At 46.8% G+C, this 22,146-nt stretch carries 23 protein-coding genes and 1 pseudogene; 10 read left to right on the forward strand and 14 right to left on the reverse strand.

The genetic code is table 11. The features are described 5' to 3' along the window. The 8 genes and pseudogenes from RH949_RS03230 to RH949_RS03265 all read right to left on the reverse strand — a co-directional run. Positions 1-1,344 (reverse strand): hypothetical protein (locus RH949_RS03230; protein WP_446351908.1); only part of this gene is annotated, 1,344 nt, incomplete at its 3' end. 41 nt (positions 1,345-1,385) lie between these two features. Beyond that, positions 1,386-1,580: pseudogene (locus RH949_RS03235) on the reverse strand (IS607 family transposase); the annotation flags it as partial. A gap of 53 nt (positions 1,581-1,633) precedes the next feature. Further along, complete coding sequence (locus RH949_RS03240; RefSeq protein ID WP_446351909.1) at positions 1,634-1,792, reverse strand: hypothetical protein; 159 nt, start codon at positions 1,790-1,792, stop codon at positions 1,634-1,636. A 20-nt stretch (positions 1,793-1,812) separates the two neighbouring features. Further along, entirely contained in the window at positions 1,813-2,631 is an 819-nt protein-coding gene (locus RH949_RS03245; protein WP_157453279.1) for a CPBP family intramembrane glutamic endopeptidase, read from the reverse strand. 10 nt (positions 2,632-2,641) lie between these two features. Continuing rightward, entirely contained in the window at positions 2,642-3,436 is a 795-nt protein-coding gene (locus RH949_RS03250; protein WP_446351910.1) for a CPBP family glutamic-type intramembrane protease, read from the reverse strand. Continuing rightward, positions 3,433-4,035 (reverse strand): PspC domain-containing protein, encoded by a 603-nt coding sequence (locus RH949_RS03255; RefSeq protein ID WP_446351911.1) that lies wholly within the window; start codon positions 4,033-4,035, stop codon positions 3,433-3,435. Before RH949_RS03255 ends, RH949_RS03250 begins: the two co-directional genes overlap by 4 nt. 110 nt (positions 4,036-4,145) lie before the next feature. After that, positions 4,146-5,117: a M23 family metallopeptidase gene (locus RH949_RS03260; RefSeq protein ID WP_446351912.1), complete on the reverse strand. Its 972-nt coding sequence runs from the start codon at positions 5,115-5,117 to the stop codon at positions 4,146-4,148. Positions 5,118-5,468: 351 nt separating this feature from the next. Further along, positions 5,469-5,858: a WD40 repeat domain-containing protein gene (locus RH949_RS03265; protein ID WP_052307536.1), complete on the reverse strand. Its 390-nt coding sequence runs from the start codon at positions 5,856-5,858 to the stop codon at positions 5,469-5,471. Positions 5,859-5,930: 72 nt separating this feature from the next. Between RH949_RS03265 and folK the strand changes: the two genes are divergently transcribed. Together folK and RH949_RS03275 are read left to right on the forward strand one after the other, a co-directional pair. Further along, on the forward strand, positions 5,931-6,416 hold the full coding sequence (gene folK, locus RH949_RS03270; RefSeq protein ID WP_446351913.1) for a 2-amino-4-hydroxy-6-hydroxymethyldihydropteridine diphosphokinase: 486 nt from the start codon (positions 5,931-5,933) through the stop codon (positions 6,414-6,416). Positions 6,417-6,422: 6 nt separating this feature from the next. Continuing rightward, positions 6,423-6,974 carry an NUDIX hydrolase gene (locus RH949_RS03275; protein ID WP_446351914.1) on the forward strand — a complete coding sequence of 184 codons (552 nt, stop codon included), beginning with the start codon at positions 6,423-6,425 and terminating at the stop codon, positions 6,972-6,974. Between the two features lie 332 nt (positions 6,975-7,306). Here the strand turns inward: RH949_RS03275 and RH949_RS03280 are convergent, their stop codons facing one another. Then, positions 7,307-7,525, reverse strand: coding sequence for a hypothetical protein (locus tag RH949_RS03280; RefSeq protein WP_446351915.1), 219 nt, complete (start codon positions 7,523-7,525; stop codon positions 7,307-7,309). Positions 7,526-7,767: 242 nt separating this feature from the next. On the opposite strand from RH949_RS03280, the gene RH949_RS03285 reads away from it, so the two are divergent. From RH949_RS03285 to nblS, 3 genes are all read left to right on the forward strand, one after another. Next, on the forward strand, positions 7,768-9,195 hold the full coding sequence (locus RH949_RS03285) for an FAD-binding domain-containing protein (RefSeq protein WP_006103311.1): 1,428 nt from the start codon (positions 7,768-7,770) through the stop codon (positions 9,193-9,195). 402 nt (positions 9,196-9,597) lie between these two features. After that, complete coding sequence (purD, locus tag RH949_RS03290; protein ID WP_446351916.1) at positions 9,598-10,863, forward strand: phosphoribosylamine--glycine ligase; 1,266 nt, start codon at positions 9,598-9,600, stop codon at positions 10,861-10,863. Positions 10,864-11,470: 607 nt separating this feature from the next. Next, positions 11,471-13,408: a two-component system sensor histidine kinase NblS gene (gene nblS, locus RH949_RS03295; RefSeq protein ID WP_446351930.1), complete on the forward strand. Its 1,938-nt coding sequence runs from the start codon at positions 11,471-11,473 to the stop codon at positions 13,406-13,408. A 77-nt stretch (positions 13,409-13,485) separates the two neighbouring features. Here the strand turns inward: nblS and RH949_RS03300 are convergent, their stop codons facing one another. Further along, positions 13,486-13,857: a zinc ribbon domain-containing protein gene (locus RH949_RS03300; protein ID WP_006103298.1), complete on the reverse strand. Its 372-nt coding sequence runs from the start codon at positions 13,855-13,857 to the stop codon at positions 13,486-13,488. A gap of 11 nt (positions 13,858-13,868) precedes the next feature. Continuing rightward, positions 13,869-14,183, reverse strand: a complete 315-nt coding sequence (locus tag RH949_RS03305; RefSeq protein ID WP_044209004.1) for a TIGR03792 family protein — start codon at positions 14,181-14,183, stop codon at positions 13,869-13,871. Positions 14,184-14,388: 205 nt separating this feature from the next. Here RH949_RS03305 and RH949_RS03310 point away from each other — a divergent pair, with 205 nt between their 5' ends. Beyond that, entirely contained in the window at positions 14,389-14,712 is a 324-nt protein-coding gene (locus RH949_RS03310) for a phasin family protein (RefSeq protein ID WP_044209078.1), read from the forward strand. Between the two features lie 26 nt (positions 14,713-14,738). Beyond that, on the forward strand, positions 14,739-15,290 hold the full coding sequence (locus tag RH949_RS03315; RefSeq protein ID WP_006103150.1) for an FKBP-type peptidyl-prolyl cis-trans isomerase: 552 nt from the start codon (positions 14,739-14,741) through the stop codon (positions 15,288-15,290). A gap of 124 nt (positions 15,291-15,414) precedes the next feature. Here RH949_RS03315 and dnaB read toward each other — a convergent pair whose 3' ends face one another. The 3 genes from dnaB to gloB form a co-directional block, all read right to left on the reverse strand. Then, positions 15,415-16,761, reverse strand: a complete 1,347-nt coding sequence (gene dnaB / locus RH949_RS03320; RefSeq protein WP_446351917.1) for a replicative DNA helicase — start codon at positions 16,759-16,761, stop codon at positions 15,415-15,417. A gap of 217 nt (positions 16,762-16,978) precedes the next feature. Continuing rightward, the gene (gene rplI / locus RH949_RS03325; protein WP_006103244.1) at positions 16,979-17,437 is read right to left on the reverse strand and encodes a 50S ribosomal protein L9; all 459 of its coding nucleotides are present in this window, start codon (positions 17,435-17,437) and stop codon (positions 16,979-16,981) included. A 233-nt stretch (positions 17,438-17,670) separates the two neighbouring features. Continuing rightward, positions 17,671-18,444, reverse strand: coding sequence for a hydroxyacylglutathione hydrolase (gloB, locus tag RH949_RS03330; protein WP_006103268.1), 774 nt, complete (start codon positions 18,442-18,444; stop codon positions 17,671-17,673). Positions 18,445-18,680: 236 nt separating this feature from the next. Here gloB and RH949_RS03335 point away from each other — a divergent pair, with 236 nt between their 5' ends. Genes RH949_RS03335 through RH949_RS03345 form a run of 3 tightly spaced genes read left to right on the forward strand, consistent with a single transcriptional unit; the run spans position 18,681 to position 22,129 of the window. Continuing rightward, positions 18,681-18,887, forward strand: a complete 207-nt coding sequence (locus tag RH949_RS03335; RefSeq protein ID WP_006103233.1) for a hypothetical protein — start codon at positions 18,681-18,683, stop codon at positions 18,885-18,887. Then, positions 18,875-20,083 carry a glycosyltransferase family 4 protein gene (locus RH949_RS03340; protein ID WP_446351918.1) on the forward strand — a complete coding sequence of 403 codons (1,209 nt, stop codon included), beginning with the start codon at positions 18,875-18,877 and terminating at the stop codon, positions 20,081-20,083. The genes RH949_RS03335 and RH949_RS03340 overlap by 13 nt, the downstream gene beginning before the upstream one ends. A gap of 36 nt (positions 20,084-20,119) precedes the next feature. After that, positions 20,120-22,129, forward strand: coding sequence for an ABC transporter ATP-binding protein (locus RH949_RS03345; RefSeq protein ID WP_446351919.1), 2,010 nt, complete (start codon positions 20,120-20,122; stop codon positions 22,127-22,129). The last annotated feature ends 17 nt before the right edge of the window (positions 22,130-22,146 follow it).

Raw genomic sequence — 22,146 nt, forward strand, 5'->3', positions numbered from 1 at the left:
CCATACGTGCTTTCTCGGATTCACTCCGAGATAGGCGGACACAGAGCGCGGCAATCTCTCACTCAAATTCATGCCTCTTCTGGCAATTGCTAGGGCAGCTGCCACATCAGATGATAGTCCATACATCCGACTATATTTAACCAATCCAATCAAACTTGTGTAAGCTGGATTGCATAACTTTATAGCTATTCCTCGATTGGATAAAATCGATGACAAAATTTGATAAAAACGACTGTATGCCCAGGCAGAAAGCATTCGAGCATATTTTTTTGTTCGCTCTCTAAGTTGAGCTTTTTTTCTCGAAAAATCTAAGTTTTCACACAGAACCGGGCAAGCGAAACTCCTGGCTAAAGCTGCCAATTTCAAACAAACATCGACAAGTTGAGCATCTTGTTTACCTGTGGGCAAACCCGTCTGAAAAGGAAGAGTTCCCTGCGCTCTTAAATTTCCTTGACCATCAACATAAGCCCAACCGATAGAACTAGGATTTAGATCGATACCCAAGGCACCATACTTAATTTCTCGACTAACTTTCTCTACCGATGCGGGTGTGAATTGAACAGCGACCACCCAGCGATTATCCTTTCTATAGAAGTGCCATGTTTTCGCACCACTATTGGGTAATCTATTAATATGACGGGAGAAGCTGCCTATTTTTGATGTGACATATTTCCCAAATTTTGCTTCCAGACAATTGGGGACTCTCAACTTGAGAGTATCTCCAGACCATTGACAAGTTTGATTCCCATAACTTTCATCCTTGGAGCCAACAATAAATACTGACCCTCTGGATACCTTTACTCTAATTTTCGCTGATTTCAGATGTTTAATTTGATTGTGAAGTCGGTGGATATATCGCTTTTTGTGATGCAAACCTTGACGCAAATGATGCCAGTTAGTTTTTCTCGTCTTGAGGTTTGACGATAAGGGGAAATTACAGCCATTTTTGGAGGATTGCCAGTTCGTTTTTCCATAGAACTTCCGAGCCAACTTAATTTTCTTAGTGGCTCTGGCTACCCAATCTTTCGCTGACTTAACTCGTGATTCTAATTGCTTTATCTGGCGCTTTCTACATTCTTTGGCTGAGGAGGTTTTTCCTCTGGCTAATGCAATTACTCCGTTAGCATAACGCTTACTGAGTCCGTATTTCTCTTGCATAAGACTATTCCAACTGGATTGATTGAATTTTATTTCTTTATTTAATAAATGGTTAACGGTTTCAACTGTTGCTTGATAGAATATATCAGACAATGACGTTAAAAACATCTCCAAGTCGGTGAAACCGATGGGGTTAAGTTCATCGGCGGGAGTTGGCAAGCCTTTGCAATAAGTTATCGTCGTCATAGCTTTTTGGCTACCTCCCTCAGTTCTGACTAGATACTCGCGGCTACGCCAACGGTTAATTCGTTACCCGATTCGTTACCCGATTTATTGTCAATTAAGTCAACAATATCATATCGACTCCGGACCGCCAGCCGTCCGAGAAGATCGAATGAGAGCCGTTGAGTTGCCATCGGTGCAACGTGCAAGACCGTCACACAAAGTCGAGTAGCTGCTTCTTGGGGAGTTAAACTAAACATTTACTGATTATAACTTAGACACTGACCAGTTATGTCACTAATTGTCTAGATATTTACGGCCTGTTAGTTAACGCTGTCCCTTCATATTCTGCTAATCCTAACCCACCACCCACCGCTAATCCTACCACTCCTGGTGTGGCAAATAATCCAGCGCCCAGAGTTGATTGAGGCGTTTCCCAAACCGCTATCGCCCCCCCGCCAACATGAAACATGGCTGAACCTGATTTTGACTTCAGCGCGATCGCAGGGACAGATGGAGTTTCTTATCGCACAATAGACCTAGGGCGATCGCCACCAGCAATCCCACTGCCAGCCCATAGGGTCGTAGATTACTCCCATCCGGCATCACCATGACCGGTATGACCCACCCCCAAGCATTGACCGCAGTATGCAGCACGAGGGCGGGCAACACACTGCCCTGAGTGTGGTTGAACAGCCACGCAAACAGCACCGACAGGGCCACCGTACTCATCATAAATAGGCCAAAGGGGAGGTGGCTTTGCGTCGTGTCGGCCATATAAAACAGCGGCAGATGCCAGATGCCCCACACCCCACCCAAGAAAAGGCTAGCCACGCGCCAGCTATAGCGCTCTTGCAAAACAGGCAAGGCATAACCCCGCCAGCCAAATTCCTCGCCCAGTGGGCCGCCCAGCACCAGTATCAGGCCAAAGTTCACCACGGCTAAAAGTACATGCCCGGATGCAGGAGACGGGGCGATCGTGCCGCCCAAGGCGATGTGCCCAGCGGCGGCCAGTCCCACGACTGCCAGAGGCAAAAAAAACGAGAGAGCCAGCCAACGCCAACCCACTCGCCATTGCAGCGATCGCCTGAGCCAACGATGCAGCCCTTCCTGTCCACTGGAATACCTCACTACCGCGATTGCTGCGATGCCGGGGCCAAAACCCCCCGCGATAATCAACATGCTCCCAACAGCAGGCAACGGAGGTCTGACCACCGAAGACAGCAGCCAGCAGGCCCAAGACCAGGCAAATGTCAAGGCAAAGAATGCCAAAAGGCGCGGATTAAAGCCTAATTTACTGTGATGTGTCATTGCCCCATTATTAGTCAACATAAACCCGTTTGCGGTGCGAGAGATTCGTTTTCCCAAACACTGCAATCAGGATGATGACCACCACACAATTGACGAGAGCATCCACGATAGGGGATACCCCAGGTATAAATGCGCTAAATATGTTTGGAGCTATGTTTAGAGCACCATGAAAAAGCGCCACAAGCAAGATACTGCCTTTAGTACTGTTATAAATCCAGGTATAGATAAAAGCATTGGTCACGATTATGATGAACCAGAGGAAAGGAAACTCGGACATCGGTTGGCCTACCAAAAAGATAAGCGGCAAATGCCATAAACCCCACAACATGCCCACTATGAGGGTGGCAGTTAAGGCATTATATTGTTTCTGCAATCGTGGCAATGCGAAGCCACGCCACCCAATTTCTTCACAGGTAGTTGCTAAGAAATTAATCACGAAAGCAAAAAAAGATAAATTGCTTTGTGGTACTGCGATTGTTACGGGTAATCTAAGTAATTTTGTGACAACTTGTGCCGTAATGAGAAGAACAACAGGCCCCAGCAGCGCTACGATGTACCAGACTAGACCAACCCGCCATTTAATAAGCCCCTTATCCAATTCTTTTACCCCTGTCTTCCCATCGGCCACTTGTGACACAATCAAAGCCGAAAGGGCAGGGCCAACAGCATAAAAGATGGTAAGAAGCTGGACGTAGGGGCGGTCAAAGGGGGCAATACCATGCGAGCCTAAGGCGGCTGATATCATGCCAATCCATGAAATACCAAAGGCCAAGATATAGAACCAAGCAACGGGGTATTTTCTCATTTTCCACCATCTTCTTTGACGTAAAATTGCTGTTGCTGTAATCTCGGCTCGATTGGGAACGCCAACCAAAACCACAAGTACAGAAAAATAAATCCAGGGATGACGATCGCTAAAACAACAGTGACAACCCGGAGCAGTGAAAGGGACTGGTGCCATTGTTGAGCGAGGGCTGAACAGACGCCTGCAATGACTTTGTGGCGGCGACTCCGGTAAAAAACAGCAGGGATTTCGCCTGAAGTGCTGCCTGTATCTTGGGAGCGCCGATGTTGTAAAATTCCGGAAATCAGCAGCCCGATCGCGCCTAAAATCGCTGATGGAATGGCAAAAATTGCCAGCCAGTGCGCCATCGCCAGCCCAGAAATAACGTCTCCCAACCAAACTGGGGAAGGACAGCGAAAGCGGATCGCCTCTGCCGAGCAACCGAAGCGTTTAGCCAAACCAAATGCGCCCCAAGTCAGGAGCAATGGAGAAATTCCGTAGAAGATGCAGAGGCTCAACAAAAACAAGTGCCAACGGGTCGAAAGCCGTCGGAAAAATGCGATTGTGGCGATCGCCGGGCCAACCAATAAAAATATGCTAATCAAAGGTAGGTAAACCATGAGTTTTTCTGGATCGGTTTCCTTAATTGAGAATTAGAGATGGCGATCGTCGGGGTCAACCACCAGGCATCGCCGTAATAAGTCCGGAAGAATGGTAATACCCCGATCCTCTATCTGAAAACACCAGCATTCTCCGGAGGTGGCGTGGTTACGCGATCGCCGCGAATGAGAAAACGGCCATCAAAGCGTACCGGCAAGGGGTCGCCGGACAGAGGAATGGCTAAAGATCCCGGTCGCTGGGCATGAATATGAAGGTGGGGTTCGGTGCTGGCTCCAGAGTTGCCGACCTCGGCAATGGCATCCCCGACGGCAACGGCCATGCCCGACTGCACCAACAGACTCTGGGGGCGAAAATGGGCCAGGATGACCTCGGCCTCGCCGCACCGCAAAATCACATGATTTCCAGCCCGGTTGACCTGATCAGTCTCTGGGATGATCATATCTGGGAGGCCATCGATCGCCTGCACCACCTGGCCTGCACAGGGAGCGAACACCGGCGCGCCGTAGATCAAGTACGCCCCAGGCTGCTTAGGGCTGATGCCGCGCGATCGCAGCCCCCACCGATTCACCTGAATGATATCGGTGCCGTAACTTTGGCCCCGATAGGCTTGAAAACGCGGCACTGACTTATCCAAAGTTTTCAGGTGGGCATTAATGCGAATATTACTACCGCCATTGACGATCAGAAAATGGCCACCCCGCAGCGGAAAGGTGAGGTCAACAGCAGATGCAGCCGCAGGAAACGGCCCCGCCCAACTGCGAACCGCCTCATTGCCAACATACACACCAAAGGCCACGCAGCCCACCACCATCACCCACCCCGGCCAGCTTAAGGGCATCCGATGCTTTGGCTGATGCTTCGTCACCCCCAGCCCCAACGCCAGCAAAAACAGTACCCCATAGAGATAGGGTGTCCACCAGGGCGGAAAGACCCAGATACCCATCCGGGCGATCGCAACCAGGGCAATCGCCGTCACCAGAGCTTGAACCCCCATCCCCAGCAGATTGCGGGGCTGCAAAAAAGCCAACCACCCAATCAACACGAGGGGAAACAGAATCTGGATCAGAATCAAGATCGTCATCGCAGACCTTCCCCGTCATTGTGAGTGTTTTTTGGGCAGCAATACTAGCAATTACTATCATTGGTGATTGGTGATTAGGCAATATAGCAATCCTATTTAGGTTGTGGCAATTTTCAAAACTGGAACCCTTGCTATACCTGGGTTTCAAACCGTTCACTTGTTGCATCCTATTTAGGATTGCTATAGCATTTGCTTGGCTCAAATACATAGTTTTAATGTACGTCTGTAGGGAGGGGTTTAGGAAGTTTCGTTATTAATGATAACCTTGCCTCAAAACCCGCCCTGACTAGATATTCCAGATTTAATCTGCTACATCTAGACTACCCTCATTTTGCCTATCTTTCGCATTCCTTATTTTATTCCCCAAACTTTAATCGTAGTATCCTGGCTACCGCTATAAATTCGTTGTCCGTCAGGACTAATCGTTACACAATATATTCGATCCGAATGACCTTCTAGGGTGTATAATTCCTCCCCATTTTTCAGGTTCCACCCTTTCAATGTGCGATCAAAACTCCCACTCACCAAAGTTTGACCATCTGGACTAATGGCTACTCCATGCACCCAGTCAGAATGACCTCTAAAACAGGAGAGTTCCTCTCCATTGCTTAAATCCCAGACGCGCACAATTGTATCACCGCCACCACTAATTAAAGTTTTGCCATCGGGACTCATTGCTAGGGAATAAACGGTTCCCTTGGGACCCGCTAACCAAAGACCGAGGATTTGTTCTTCGTGCATTAATTTATCCGATCGCGGCAAAAATTTTGTCGATTCTCTGGTAATCTATAAACTTAACAGCAGGGGCGTATCGTGTTACACTCTCAACCATCTGCGATCGCACTAGGCAGCAATTTGGGGGATTCCCGTGCCATCCTAGAGGCGGCTATAGTCATGTTAGCGAAAACTCCCGGTATCACGGTCACATCTCAATCTAGCTGGTATCGAACCGCCCCCGTTGGTCCACCGCAGCCAGATTATCTCAATGGTTGTGTGATTCTAGAGATACAGCTAACCCCCCACGATTTATTACAAACCCTTCTCAGCATCGAAAAACAGTTCGGGCGAGAACGGGGAGAAAGTTGGGGACCGAGAACCCTAGACTTAGATATCTTATTATTCGATAATTTAATAATAAACACTCCTACCCTAAAAATCCCCCACCCCCGGATGAGTGAACGAGCCTTTGTCCTGGTTCCTTTAGCCGAAATTGCCCCCGACTGGATCGAACCAACATCCGGATGTGCGATCGCACATCTCGTACAAAGGGTAGACTGTTCTGGAGTTCACCCCGTATAGTTAGACATGCCTCAAGGTAAAGAACCCCCTCAACTACTCAGACAACGCTTTGTTTATCAGGGACGCAAATTTAACTTTGAAGTTAATCACCTGCGTCTTCCCAACCAAGCTAAAGGCGACTGGGAATGCGTTCGTCACCCTGGTGGGGCGCTAGCGGTTCCTGTTACCCGAGATGGGAAACTGGTACTTGTGCGTCAATATCGGTTTACGGTACAACGGCGGTTATTAGAGTTTCCGGCGGGTACAGTGGAACCCTTGGAAGATCCCGAAACCACAATCCAACGGGAAATCCAAGAAGAAATCGGATATCGGGCGCACCGTTGGCAATCTTTGGGGACTTTTCCCTTAGCACCCGGGTATTCTGATGAATATATTTACGCATTTCTGGCACAAGATTTAGAGAAATTGGAGACACCGCCAGGATTGGATGCGGATGAAGATTTAGAAACGGTATTGATGACACCGGAACAATTAGAAAAAGCGATTCATGGGGGGGATGCGGTTGATGCTAAATCGATTTGTAGCTTTTACCTAGCGCGTCCGTTTTTGCAGCAATAGTTGGTTAATTGTTGTTGAAGATATCCGGAAAACCATAGGGGCGCACGTCAGTCATACGTGTCAACTTAAGCAACAACCCCCTCACCCCCAGCCCCTCTCCCACCGGGGGAGAGGGGAGCTATTGGTTATGTTGAAAAATAGGGTTGTGTGGCAAACATTGTAGAGACGTTGCATGCAACGTCTCTACTGAACGGAAAAGATATTATCTTAATTTGGTGCTTGATGATTGGGTTCGTAGTCAGGGCTTTAGCCCTATTTTGTTGGGTTTCCTGGCGTTGATATAAATACGACTAGCGAAATTCATGGATTACGGCTAATCTAACACACTAGCCTTAGGGTTTAATCAGACATCGCATCGGGATAAAGTAGGGTTGCTTAAGATGAGCGATGGCTAGGTTCAACTGCATGTTAATAAAGCCCGTTACCTGTTCATGCGAACCTGTTGGCTCCATGTCAACTAATTCTCCATCAATTAGTTGATAGCGAGGATGATCTCCGTATTCAGCAACAAACTCGTCAAATGTTAGTGATTTTGGTAGGATTTGAATCATTTGAAACCACACTACCTGTAAGACGTTTACTTTATCCTAACACTGACCCACAAGCGTTAAAACGCCTTGGGTTTCAACAAGACTAACAGCGAAAGTCAGCTTTAGCTGACTGGATAAGAATTGGAGTCCATTTGAATGTACTTGATTGATTACTTTGGAGGGCGGGTTTTGAATAAACGTTATAATCAACAGCGAAACCAGAAAGGCTAAACCCACCCCTACCAATTCAAAACTCATCATTCATGACTGATCTGATTCTCTTCTGGCATCGCCGTGATTTACGAATTTCTGATAATATTGGTCTGGCTGCGGCTTGTCAAAAAAGCCAGAAGGTGATAGGAGTCTTTTGTCTTGACCCAGATATCTTAGAACGCGATGATATCGCCCCAGCACGAGTCACGTACATGATGGGCTGCTTGCAGGAGTTACAACAACGCTACGCTGAAGCGGGGAGTCAATTGTTAATCCTGCATCAAAACCCTAGTCAAGGAATTCCCACCCTAGCTGACACTCTCAACGCCAAAGCGGTAGTCTGGAATCGGGATGTGGAACCCTATGCCCGAACGCGCGATCGCACGGTACAAGATGCCCTAGAAGAAAAAGGAATTGCGGTTGAATCATTCTGGGATCAACTCTTACATGCCCCCGGAGAAATTCGCACCAATTCCGGCAATCCTTACAAAGTTTATACCCCATTCTGGAAAAACTGGAAAGACCAAGCCAAAGCCGCCCCCGCTGAATCCTTAAAAAATGGGGAAGGACTTACCGAAACAGAACAGGATGTGGTTAAGAAAGTTGGCGTAATGGAGTTACCTACCGCTAAAGAATTAGGGTTTACCTGGGACAATTCACTGATGCTGGAACCGGGAGAAAAAGCCGCCAAACAGAGACTAGAGGAATTTTGCGATCGCGCCATTGACGACTACCAACACCAACGCAATCTCCCCGCCATTGATGGTACATCCCGACTCAGCGCCGCCCTCAAATTTGGGGCGATCGGAATTCGCACAGTTTGGCAAGCGACACAAACAGCGATAGAACGTAGCCGTAGCGATGAAACTCGTGATGGTATTCAAACCTGGCAACAGGAATTAGCTTGGCGAGAATTCTATCAACACGCCCTTTATTTCTTTCCTGAATTAGCCTCCGGACCCTATCGCGATACCTTTGAAAATTTCCCCTGGGACAATAATCAAACCCTGTTTCAAGCCTGGTGTGAAGGCAGAACAGGTTATCCGATTGTTGATGCTGCCATGCGCCAATTAAATCAAACAGGATGGATGCATAACCGTTGTCGGATGATTGTTGCCAGCTTTTTAACGAAAGACCTAATTATTAATTGGCAATGGGGTGAAACGTATTTCATGCAAAAATTATATGACGGTGACTTAGCGGCAAATAATGGTGGCTGGCAATGGAGTGCGTCCAGTGGAATGGACCCGAAACCCTTGCGAATTTTTAATCCAGCAAGTCAGGCACAAAAATATGACCCGGATGGGGAGTATATTCGTCAATGGTTACCGGAGTTGAGTTCACTGGATACTAAAGACTTGGTGACGGGTAAAATTTCCTCAGATGAATGTTCGAGTTGTGGCTATCCTGAACCCATCGTGGATCACAAAAAGCGACAGAAAGAATTTAAACAGCGCTATCAACAGCAAAAAGGATAGTTATTCGTCATTTGTCATTCGTCATAAGCTGTTATGTATTTAAATTGGGTATTAGTAGCGAGCAAGATGCAAAGCCTGCGGCATGGCTTCGCTAAACGCACTACAAGGCTTGTACCCTTATTGACATTAAGGTTTAAATGCCCAACAGCTTATTCACCGTCTTCCCCCGCTCCCCCCGCTTCCCCAGCTTCCCCCGCTTCCCCAGCTTCCCCCAGCTCCCCCAGCTCCCCCAGCTCCCCCATCTTCCTCATCTCCCCTACACCTCATCAGGGGACATCCCATGGCATAATGGAGAACATTTGCTCAACTCACACACTCATAGGTACAGCGCAAGCCGATGTACCCCCTGCTTTATAGCAGTGTCTACTTTAACGTTCATTTCTTCGGGAGCGCGAGGCTAACGTGAAGATTTTGGTGGTTGGCAATGGGGGACGCGAACACGCCCTCGCCTGGAAAATGTTGCAATCTCAACGCATTAAACAAGTAATCTGTGTTCCTGGCAATGGGGGTACAGCGACAAATCCACAGTGTCAGAATCTGTCTTTACGAGTGGATGATTTTGCCGGAATTGCTCGGTTTGCTTTAGTTCATAATATTTCGTTAGTGGTTGTGGGTCCGGAACTCCCTCTAGCGTTGGGGATTACGGACTACCTACGTCGTCAAAACTTGGTGGTTTTTGGTCCCACTCAAGCAGGTGCCCAAATTGAATCGAGTAAGGCTTGGGCAAAAACCTTGATGCAGTCGGCTGGCGTTCCCACTCCTGGGTTTGCTATGTTTGCCGACAAGGATGAAGCGATCGCCTATCTGAAAGAGCAAGATGCCCCAATTGTCGTCAAGGCAGATGGTTTAGCAGCCGGAAAAGGTGTCACAGTGGCTCAAACCATTGAAGAAGCGGTGGCGGCGGTTGAGTTCTTGTTTAAGAATAAGTTTAATGCTGTGGTCATCGAAGAATGTGTCACGGGTCAAGAAGTTTCCGTCTTAGCACTAACCGATGGCATCACAATTCGTCCCTTATTACCCGCTCAAGATCATAAACGGATTGGTGAAGGCGATACGGGTTTGAATACGGGAGGAATGGGCGCGTTTGCTCCCTCTCCCTTGGTGAATCCTAGCTTGATGGCACGGATTGAACAAGACATTCTCCAACCCACAGTTAAGGCGTTACAGGAAAGAGGAATTGACTATCGCGGTGTTCTCTACGCCGGATTAATGATTACGCCTCAAGGTGATCCCACGGTTCTGGAGTTTAATTGTCGCTTTGGTGACCCAGAAACTCAAGCGATTTTACCGTTGTTGGAAACGCCCCTGCACGAATTACTCTTGGCGTGTACCGGTCGGAAACTGGCAGAATTGCCCCCAATTAGCTGGCATCCTGGGGCGGCGGCTTGTGTGGTGGCGGCGGCTCAAGGATATCCAGAGGCGTATCAGAAGGGTCATGCTATTAGCGGGATTGAACAAGCCCAGGAAAGCGGGGCTACTGTGTTTTGTGCCGGAACTCAGTTTAAGCAGGAACAGATGCTAACTGATGGCGGGCGAGTCTTAGCGGTGACAGCAACGGGTGAAACCTTAGAGAGTGCGATCGCAGCCACCTATCGGGCGATAGACTGTATTGAGTTTGAGGGCATGTATTATCGTAAAGATATCGGTCATCGTGTCATTCAGACCTAATTTGTCATTTGTCCTTTGTGTCATTTGTACTTTGTTGATGAGGAAATTGCGCCCTCATCTTCCCCATCTCCCTCATCTTCCCCTCACCCCATACCCATCTCCTTGCTCAATGCCTGAATTTTTGCGAGAATTTAACGAATTCGGCTAAAATCCCCATCCGTCAATGGGCGTGGGGATGGAAAGCCAAACAAAAGCCTGATAAGCTAGAAGCATTGGTTGGAACTCCAACTATAATCAATCCGCGAAAACCAAGCGGCAAAACAGAATTACTGCCTGTGGAAGACGGGCGGCTGCCTGTGGACGCCCTTGTAAGACCAATATACCTTTGGGTGTGGAGGCATCGGCGGATGAGACGGGAAACCCCGAAGACGAATAAGACCGTCCTTGCTTGCTAGTTGGGGATTGCTTGCTAGTTGGGGAAGTTGTGAAGCCCCAAATAAGAGCGAGCGAAAAGCGTGCGCGTAGCGCGTAAGCAAGTTGGGGTACTTCACGATAAATTAAGGTAATTCCGTTTAATGCTGATCGACTAATTTTACTGGCTTTGCTGAAAACCTTCCGAGAGATACTGGGACGATGGTGGTCGGAGTTTACTCTCCAGACCCGATTAATGGCGGCGGCAACCTTAGCCGTCTCCCTGATTATGAGTGGCTTGACCTTTTGGGCAGTCAACACGATTCAACAAGACGCCCGAGTGAACGACACTCGTTTTGGTCGGGATTTGGGTCTACTGCTGGCGGCGAATGTCGCCCCTCAGATTGCCGAAAACAATCTCACCGAAGTCGCTCGCTTTTCTCACCGTTTTTATAGCAGTACCTCTAGTGTGCGCTATATGATTTACGCGGATGAGGATGGCAGAATTTTCTTCGGCATCCCCTTTTCTGAATCGGAAGTCCACAATTCTCTCTCCATTCGACGCCGGATTCAGCTTCCCGAAGACTACGCCAAAAACTCCGACCTACCGATGGTTCGGCAGCATGTCACCCCAGACGGAGAAGTTACGGATGTTTTTGTCCCGCTCACCCATGAAGGGAACTATCTCGGCGTTTTAGCGATTGGCATTAACCCCAATCCCACGGTTGTCGCCTCCTCGAATTTAACTAGAGATGTCACCATTGCTGTGTTTATCTCAATTTGGGTGATGGTAATTCTGGGCGCTGTATTTAATGCGTTGACGATTACCCAACCAATTAAAGAGTTGCTCACGGGTGTGAAAAATATTGCCGCAGGGAACTTCAAGCAGCGCATTGACTTACCCCTGGGTGGAGAACTGGGAGAACTGATTTCCAGCTTCAACGAAATGGCAGAACGCTTAGAGCGTTATGAAGAACAAAATATTGAGGAATTGACCGCAGAAAAAGCCAAACTGGAAACCTTGGTATCTACGATCGCAGATGGTGCTGTATTGCTCGATACCACATTGAACGTGATTTTGGTCAACCCAACCGCACGGCGTATTTTTGGCTGGGATGGTCATACCCTGGTTGGTGAAAACGTGCTGCATCATCTACCGACAGCCGTCACCCTAGAACTGACGCGACCCCTGTATCAAATTGCTGGCGGCGAAACGACGGCGGAACGGGAAGGAGAGGAGTTCCGTATTACCCTGACTGAACCCACACTGCGTACTGTTCGGATTCTGCTGACGCGGGTGTTTGACCAATACCGCGAGAGTATTAAAGGTATTGCGATGACGGTGCAGGATATTACCCGTGAGGTTGAACTGAATGAGGCAAAGAGTCAGTTCATTAGCAATGTTTCTCACGAACTGAGAACGCCGTTATTTAACATCAAATCATTCATCGAAACCCTACACGAATACGGCGAAGACTTGAGCGAGGTAGAACGGCAAGAATTTCTGGAAACGGCGAATCGAGAAACGGACCGTTTAACTCGTCTGGTTAATGATGTTTTAGATTTGTCCAGATTGGAGACATCTTGCCGCATTTATCACTTTGAACCCGTAGATATTGCAGGACCCGTGGAGCAAACTCTCCGCACCTACCAGCTTAATGCCCGGGATAAAGGGATTGAACTGGTACAGGAAATTTCGCCTAAATTGCCTCCCGTGTTAGGGCATTATGACTTATTGCTGCAAGTCTTTGATAACTTAGTAGGCAACGCACTGAAATTCACAGAATCCGGTGGACGAGTAGTGATTCGCGCCTATCCCCTAGAACCCAATCCCAATCCCAATCATCCGGATGAAATTCCCCAAGTTCGGGTGGAAATTTCTGATACAGGTATTGGGATTGATTGGGAGGATCAAGAAAACATTTTTGATCGCTTTTTCCGCGTCGAGAATCGAGTTCATACCCTAGAAGGAACAGGTTTAGGTCTTTCTATTGTCCGCAATATTGTTGAAAAACATCACAGCCGAGTTTATTTAGTTAGTGAAGTGGGAATTGGTACAACCTTCTGGTTTAATTTGGATGTGTGTACCGAAAAAGACCAATCAATTGAGCAGCCTTCAGAAGACCACTTACTGACAACAGAAGACAACTTACAAACAACAGAGACGGACGAGACAGCAGCGACGGTGACCTAATTTTGCACCGATTTCAATTGGCACAACGGGCGAATAAACATGACGATTCGGATGGGACAAGAATCGGATATTCCGGATCAGGAGTTAGAGAGTAACGTAAACAGGACACTGACGGCAAGCAATCCCAGTAACCCGACTACGGCTGGGTGACGCTGACACCACAATTTTGCCGCTTGTAAGAGAGTACGACGCGGCAGATAAATCGACTCAGGTTCGAGCGGAGACTGGTCTTTATCCGTGTAAAGGGTACATTCCTTAGCATAAGGACGTTGAGGAAACGTACAAGTATCATCAACATGATAGAGACAGGTTTGACACAAATACTCCTGTTCCACGGCTCGGTGTAAGGTAATACCCGGATGACCGTAGGCTTTGAGAATCATGCCACAATGAGGACAAGTAATTTCTCGATTACTGATAGATTGATGGCAACGGGGACAATTGGGCATCAGGTCTAACGTTAGCTGGGTGTTTGGGGGAATTTTCTCACTTGATATTCACTCGCCTGAATCATCTGATAATCTTTGCCAAACTCCTGCTCGAACTGCTTTTGGGTTCCCTCCAACTGCTCTTGTGGAATAGCTTTCCACTGTTCACGGCTTGTCCAACGAATGATCAGGATGACTTCGGTGGGTGTTTCTGGCTCAATCCAGACTTCTTTGCTGATAAATCCCGGACAGCGAGCCAGCATCGATGTCCAGATTTCGGCATCTTTCTGAATAAAGGTTTCCCGAAGTTCGGGCGAGACTCTAATTTTAAGATACTCAATTACCATATAAAATGCTTGATCGGTTACTGTGCAAACGGTTGAATCATACCAAGTCAAGTCAAAGATAGTTGTTTTTCTGCCCCTGCTTCTCGCTTTAGGGCGGGTAAATACGGCAGCAGTTGTGGGCAAGATAGCACAAAATGGAACTGGGGGTTGGAATCAACCTCCCTTCCCCTATCCTGGGGTTAGCACCGAGTTACAGGAACAGCGTATGGATAATAGAGATTGGCTGAAGCAGTTATTGATGGTTGGTGTAGGCACAACGTCAATGGTTGCAGACAAACTACGAGAAGTTAGCGATGAATGGGTAAAAGATGGAAAAATTAATCCAGAGCAAGCCCAAGGATTCGTTGATGATATGGTGCAGCAGATCAAATCGGAACAAGGTAACTTTGAAGTCAACATGGAACGACAGCTACGGCATCTGTTGCAGGAGTTAGGTGTGCCTCGGCAAACGGAAGTGGATGAATTGCGGGGGCGCATTGATAGGTTGGAACGTCAAGTGCGGGATCTAGAAAATAAGCTGTGGCGTTAATCAAACATTGAATAGGAGGATAGATTTTGAGAGATATTCTAATCAGCTTAGGTGTTATTGTTGCCTGTGGATTGTTGTTGGTCGTGACTCAACTCAGCCGTGGGAGTGCAACAGCCGACGAACTCAACCCCACCCAACCTCAACCCCTAACCCAAGTTACCCAGGCTAAACCAATCCCTGAAAATCAATCAATTGCTATGAGTACGGATTCAACTGAGGAACAGAACACCGAGCAGGAGGTTGTAACCACACCATCGGGTTTGAAATATATCGAACTCAAAGAAGGTGAAGGCGCACAACCCCAAAAAGGTCAAACCGTTGTGGTTCACTATACCGGAACCCTGGAGGATGGCACCAAGTTTGATAGTTCCCGCGATCGCAACCGTCCGTTTTCCTTTAAACTCGGTGTAGGACGGGTGATTAAAGGCTGGGATGAAGGCGTTGCCACGATGAAAGTGGGCGGACGTCGTCGGCTGATCATTCCCCCGGAATTGGGGTATGGTTCCCGTGGTGCAGGTGGCGTGATTCCGCCCAACGCGACTCTAATTTTTGATGTGGAATTACTAAAAATTAGTTAAAACTTGTCTAGCCTCTCCCAGTCAGCTTAATTCTGACTTAAGCGTTGGTCCTTGGGTTTAAACCCAAGGCGGCTGGCGAGACATAAGACGAATGACGAATGACGAATGACGAATGACTAAATAATCACTGATTGGGATTGGCAAGATTGCGGAAGCGAGTATACTGAGGGTCGAAAATCAACTTCACGACACCAGTTGGACCATTGCGATGTTTTGTAATAATCACTTCCGTGATCCCTTGATCTGGCGTGTCCGGATGGTAATACTCATCCCGGTACAACATAATCACTAAATCCGCATCTTGCTCAATCGAACCCGACTCTCTTAAATCGGACATCATCGGTCGCTTATTCGTCCGCGCCTCTACCCCTCGACTAAGCTGAGATAAGGCAATCACAGGAGTATTCAGTTCGCGGGCTAATCCTTTGAGAGAACGGGTAATCCGAGACAGTTCTTGGACTCGATTGTCACTACCACTCCCTTCCATTAACTGCAAGTAATCGATCAATACCAATCCCAGCGTTCCCCCTTGTTCTGCCTGGAGACGCCGCAGATTTGATCGCATCTGCATAACGGTGGGGTTAGGCGTATCCTCGATATAAATGGGTAATTCTGATAGCGTTCCCAGCGCATGGGAGAGAGGTTCCCATTGATTTTGAGTAATTCGCCCCGTTCGCAAATAGTTACTTTCAATGCCCGCCTCGCTGGATAAAAGCCGCTGGACTAATTGCGCCTTGGACATTTCTAAACTAAAAATTGCGACAGGAAATCTGTTAGCAATATTGCGAGCCATCGCCAACGCAAAGCTAGTTTTACCCATTGAGGGCCTTCCCGCCACAATAATTAAATCAGAACGCCCAAACCCACCCGTTAACGCATCCAAGTCATAGAAATTAGAGGGTATACCGGGTAAGGCAAGTCCTTCATGAAGCGTTTCGATTTCCTGAAAGGCTTGAATTAATGTCTCAGAGATTGGCACTAACCCTTGTTGTGGACGCACCTGAGTCAAATTGAAAATTTTCTGTTCCGCTTGTTCAAGAACAAAGTCCAACGCCATCGGTGTCTCATAACCCAATTGAACAATCTCATTTCCCGATTGGATGAGTTGACGGCGCAGGTACTTATCCATCACCAACGCCGCGTAGCGGTCAATATTCACGGCTGACACCGTGCGTTCAATTAACTGCGCTATCTTGCTCTGACCCCCCACCTTGTCTAATAATTTATGGTCATACAACCAAGAGGTAACGCTCATGAAATCCGTTGGCTTCCCTTCATGGTGCAGAATGAAGGCAGATCGATAGATTTCTTGGTGAGCGCTAACGTAGAAGGCTTCTGGAGATAATAAATCTACCACTCGACTCATTGCTTCAGGATCAAGCATGATCCCACCCAAAATAGACTCCTCCGCCTCGATGTTTTGAGGCGGTACAGAGCTAGGGATGATTGAAAGGTTAAAGTTTGAAGCCATCGCCAGAGATAGCGAGTACAACCAGAGGGTAGGGGATCAGGGGAGCTGGGGCTGTAAGGTTCATACTACTTGCAGGTAACTCTAATTTAATTTCCTCTTTCCTTGTTCCCCTGGAAGGGGGGGTTTGGTTAAGTTATCGGGACAGTAGCCAAACCGTTATCAGTAAAACCCGCTCCTACATCCGGAGTAGAGACGTACCACAGCATGTTTCTCAATGCTACATCGGAGCAACGTGAATTTCTATAACCGCCGTAACTTCTGGATGCAGTTTGACTTGTGCCTTGTAGAAACCGAGCTTGCTGATATCGGGAAGCGTGATTCCCCGACGATCTACCTCTTGGTTTGTGGTTTCTTGAATGGCTTCTGCTACATCAGCTGCCGTAACCGTACCAAAGATTGCCTCTTGTTCACCCACTTGCTTGCGGATGGTAAAGCGACCTATAGTTTCTAGTGCTGTCTTACGGGCTTCAGCTTGCTGCTTTTCTTCGAGTAAACGTTGTCGCTCTTGTTCTTTGCGCCGCTCAACTTGCTTGAGAATACCAGCAGTGGCTAAGGTTCCAATCCCATGGGGAATTAAATAATTACGAGCATAGCCAGGAGCGACGTCCACCAGTTCGCCGGATTTGCCTAGCTTTCTAACGTCTTGATTTAAAACTAACTGTACACGTTTTGCCATTGTCTTTTTTGGGTACGGGCTATTTAACTTAGATACTGATGCTCACTCAGAATTTCAATCATACGAAAATTTGCTATCCGAGTGCAACTCACAAAGAGAGGAGTTTTGACCTTCACTTCTCCTTCACTTCGTTCTAGGACATGGTTTTGAGTTACAGCGCTGCGCTTCCCCTGCTCCCAGACGCGCCATGGCGCGTCTCTACATTGCTTCCCCTGCTCCCCTGTCTCCCCACGTTAAAACTTATCCTTCATTCCCCGCAATCGGGCAAAGGTTTGCACGGGTTCTGTACTCTTAACGGCTTCTTGGAGTGTCGGTTGTTCCCAGCGCAAAAAAGGATTCGTCAGTTTTTCGACGCCCAGTAGGGAGGGGACTGTTGCCTCTTTTCGACGACGAGCCGCTTCAACGTCAGTATAGCGGCTTTGCAAGTCTGGGTTGTTGGGATCAACGGTTTGGGCAAATTTAAGATTCTTTAGGGTATATTCATGGGCGCACCAGACACGGGTGTTGTCCGGTAACCTTCGCAGCTTACTCAAGGAATCAACCATTTGCTTGGGTGTCCCTTCAAAAAGTCTGCCACATCCTCCGGCAAATATGGTGTCACCACAGAATAATTCACCGACTTCATCGCTGGTGACAGGGGGAAAATAGTAGGCAATATGCCCGCTAGTATGACCGGGAACGAAAAATATCTCAGCCGTGCGATCGCTAAACTGAACCTCGTCTCCCTCTTGTAAAAATACCTGTTGTCCCGGAATTCTGCCCCGATCTTGGGTTCCCCCATAGACACAGACATCAGGATACCGCTGAATTAACTCTTGATTTCCACCCACATGATCCCAATGATGATGAGTGTTAAAAATTGTTACTAACTCAGCACCCAGTTTTTCCAGATGCTGTAATACAGGTTGAGCCTCGGCTGGATCAACCACAGCAGCAATATTCTGTTTGGGTTCATGCAGCAAAAAGATATAGTTATCTGAAAGGGCTGGTAGTCGATGGACTTGCATATTGAATCGTTCTTCCTCAGAAAAGTCTGCTATCAATCATTTTGCCTATTTGACAGATAAACCACCTCAATGGCAAATCGTGTCAATAGGCATTAGATTAGAATGGAAATACTCGCATAGCCTTTAACCTTCATCCTATCTCTACTACCGCTCACTCAGCTTGAGATGACAAACCTCGGTTAACTAGGCTATCGTAGTCGAAAATCTAGGTCACCGCTAAAAAAGACTAACCGCCTATGGCAGGAACTGTTCAACGCCCCTCTAGTCCCGCGATCGCCCAAATTGTTGATCGGATTCTCGATACAGGTCAATTGAGCCGTTGGGAGTATCTTCAGTTGGTGACTACGATGCTTTCTGACTATAAAGTTACCGAAGAGGAACGTAGTTATATTAATCGGGTTTTGGATGAACGGCAAATGGGACGACTACAGTGGATCAGTTAAAAAAGACCAACGTGTTGAAACCCAAGCGAAAGATTTCATTAGTTGTCAGTGACTTATCGAGCAGTGGATCGGGCAGGTGGGGCGGTGCCGTGCGACCTTTTTTATTGTATAAAGCTCTCAAAAAACTCAATTATGAAGTCGAAGTTATAGGATTTGTTCCCCACGAGCAGAGTTCAGATATTCCGCCTTCTGAAATTCCTATTATTACAATTCCCGCTTATAATTATCCAAAATTCATTATTTCAATTAATACTCTAATTAAGAATATTCAAGGCAATATTATTTATGCCAGCAAATTAAAACCAACAAGTTTTGGGGTTGCCCTTATTAAAAAGTTTAAAACCCGATGTCCTGTTCTCTTAGATATAGACGATTGGGAATTAAGTTGGTATGGAGGTGATGATTGGGCATACCGTCCTAGCTTAAAACAATTCGCTAGAGATATTTTAAAACCTGAAGGCGCTCTCAGAAATCCGAATCATCCTGTTTATTTAAGGTTGACCGAAGGGTTAGTTTCCCAAGCTGATGTGATTACCACCCACACCCATTTCATGCAAGAACGGTTTGGTGGTGTATATCTACCTCAGGGCAAAGATACGACAGTGTTTGACCCCAGTCAGTATAATCCAGAAACCAGTAGAAAACGATATGATCTGGCTGACTATCGAGTTCTCATGTTTCCAGGAGCGCCACGCCCTTATAAAGGGGTAGAAGATGTTTTAATGGCGCTGGATCAATTAAATGAGTCCGACTTAAGGCTTGTCATTGTTGGGGGTAGTCCATACGATGATTATGATCATCAACTGATGGAAAAATGGGGACGTTGGATTATTAAGCTACCCAGATTACCTGTATCAGCAATGCCTGAAGTCGTTGCGGCAGCTCATATTGTAGTCGTTCCTCAGCGAGATACTCCAGCCGCTAAAGCCCAGTTTCCGCTGAAACTAACTGATGCGATGGCAATGGGCAAACCAATTTTATCGACGCGCGTTGGCGACATTCCAGAAATTTTAGGAGACACGGGTTATTTGGTCGATGCCAGTTCTCCTGAACAAATTGCTGATAAAATTCGGTGGATATTTCAAAACTACCAAGAAGCAATTGAGCGAGGAAAAGAAGCGAGAAAAAGGTGTATGGAGTGTTACAGTATAGATAAAATGGCAGATATACTATCTGAAGTGATTAGTCAATTATAGTTTTAAGTATTGACCATACTAAACAAATAAGACTCTATGGCTTCCAATTTATTATCAAAAGTTATTAGGCGATATCCAACTAGAGTGGCGATAACGGTTCTCTTAGGATTATCGGGTGGATTATTTAACGGTGTGGGTACAGCCCTAATCGCTCCGATCGTTTTAAATCTTTTAGGGATAGATTTAGATTTAAAAAGTGGTCCTCCTATTCTTAAGGCAATTATGTCTCCCTTTAATAACCTGCCGGGAAATTATCGGCTGGTAGCGATGGCGGGAGCTATTGTGGGACTAATTATATTAAAAAATCTTTCTAATTATGCCAGTACATTAGCCTCCAGTTCGTTGAGACGCCGAATTACCTGTGATTTACGTGAAGCCGGCGTGAAATTATTACTCGACGTAGATATAGATTTTTACTCTCGCATGAAAGTCGGTGATCTCGTGAATCGCCTAGGGACAGAAATTGGTCGAGCTGCTGGGGAGGTTAGCACCATACTGAATATGATGGTGACGGTAACGAATGCCCTAGTATTTCTCGCCTTATTACTGGCTCTTTCCTGGGAATTGACATTAGCTTCAACAGTTTTAGTTGCTATTGTTGCGTTAGTCAATCAATACTCAATTAGTCGTGCCAAAGCATTTGGCAAACAGCTATCAAGTCTGTCAAAAGCTTATTCGATTGCCGTGCTAGAAACGTTGAGCGGAATTCGACTGGTTAAAGCTACCGGTAATGATGAGAGAGAGTATCAACGAATCCAACAGCTAATCCGCGATCGCGAAAAGGCAGATTTTCAATCCCAGGCAAACAATGCAGCCATAGGACCTGTTGGTGAAGTGACTAGCATTGTCGGTTTGCTGACAATTGTGTTTATGGGGCGAATATTTTTTGCTAGTCAGATCGAGGCTCTATCGGCGGTATTACTAAGTTTTCTCATCTTACTGCAACGGCTCTTACCGTTAATTTCCCAATTAAACAGAGCGAGGGGTTCCTTAGCGAATAGTTCAGCCAGTGTGGAAGTAGCACATGACTTCTTGCGTTATGATAATAAGCCCTTTATGCAGCCGGGTTCTCAGCCTTATCATCCCTTAAAAAAAGGAATTCATTTCCATCAGCTATCCTTTGCCTATCCGACTCAACTGAACGAATTAGTGTTAAAAGATGTTGATTTATACTTACCTCGTGGAACCACATTAGCCTTAGTGGGAACGACGGGTGCCGGTAAGTCAACGTTAGCGGATTTATTACCACGATTTTATGATCCCACAGAGGGTAGTATTACCCTAGATGGAATCGATTTACGGGAGTTTGATATCAAAAGTCTCCGTAATAATATGGGAATTGTTAGCCAAGATACGTTTTTGTTTAATACCTCGGTTCACGATAATATTGCTTATGCTCGACCGGATGCTTCTCGAAAAGAGGTCATTGAAGCAGCGCGACGGGCGAATGCCTTAAAATTTATTAAAAAACTCTCTGGGGGGTTTGATACGATAATTGGCGATCGCGGGGTGTTATTATCAGGAGGACAGCGTCAGCGCCTTGCTATTGCTCGCGCTATTTTACAAAATCCGGATATCTTGATTCTGGACGAAGCCACGAGTGCTTTGGATACACTTACTGAGCGTTTGGTGCAAGAAGCGCTGGAGGAATTGAGTCGCGATCGCACAACTCTGGTTATTGCTCACCGCCTTTCCACTGTGCAAAACGCCGATCAAATTGCGGTTTTAGAGAAAGGGTGTGTGATGGAAGTCGGGAAACACGAGGAACTTTTACGCAAAGGAGGATATTATGCACGGTTGTATCAGATGCAATTTGCTGAACATCCTCAAGGTACGCCCACCACAAATCCTGCTTTAATGAAAGCCTCTCACGAAGTCCGAACCATGCTCAATTCCATGCTCGGTTCCATCCGGTTGTTAGCGGATGACTTAGTAGATACTCCAGAAGAGGAGAATGAATTACTAGAAGAATCGTATAGTTCAGCTATCAATATTCTCAATACTATTGAATTATTTGAAAATAGTGCTAAAATGGCAAAAAAATAGGCGTTATCCTCTTCAAA

This window comes from Coleofasciculus sp. A1-SPW-01 (genome assembly GCF_040217205.1).
Classification (GTDB): domain Bacteria; phylum Cyanobacteriota; class Cyanobacteriia; order Cyanobacteriales; family Coleofasciculaceae; genus Coleofasciculus; species Coleofasciculus chthonoplastes_A.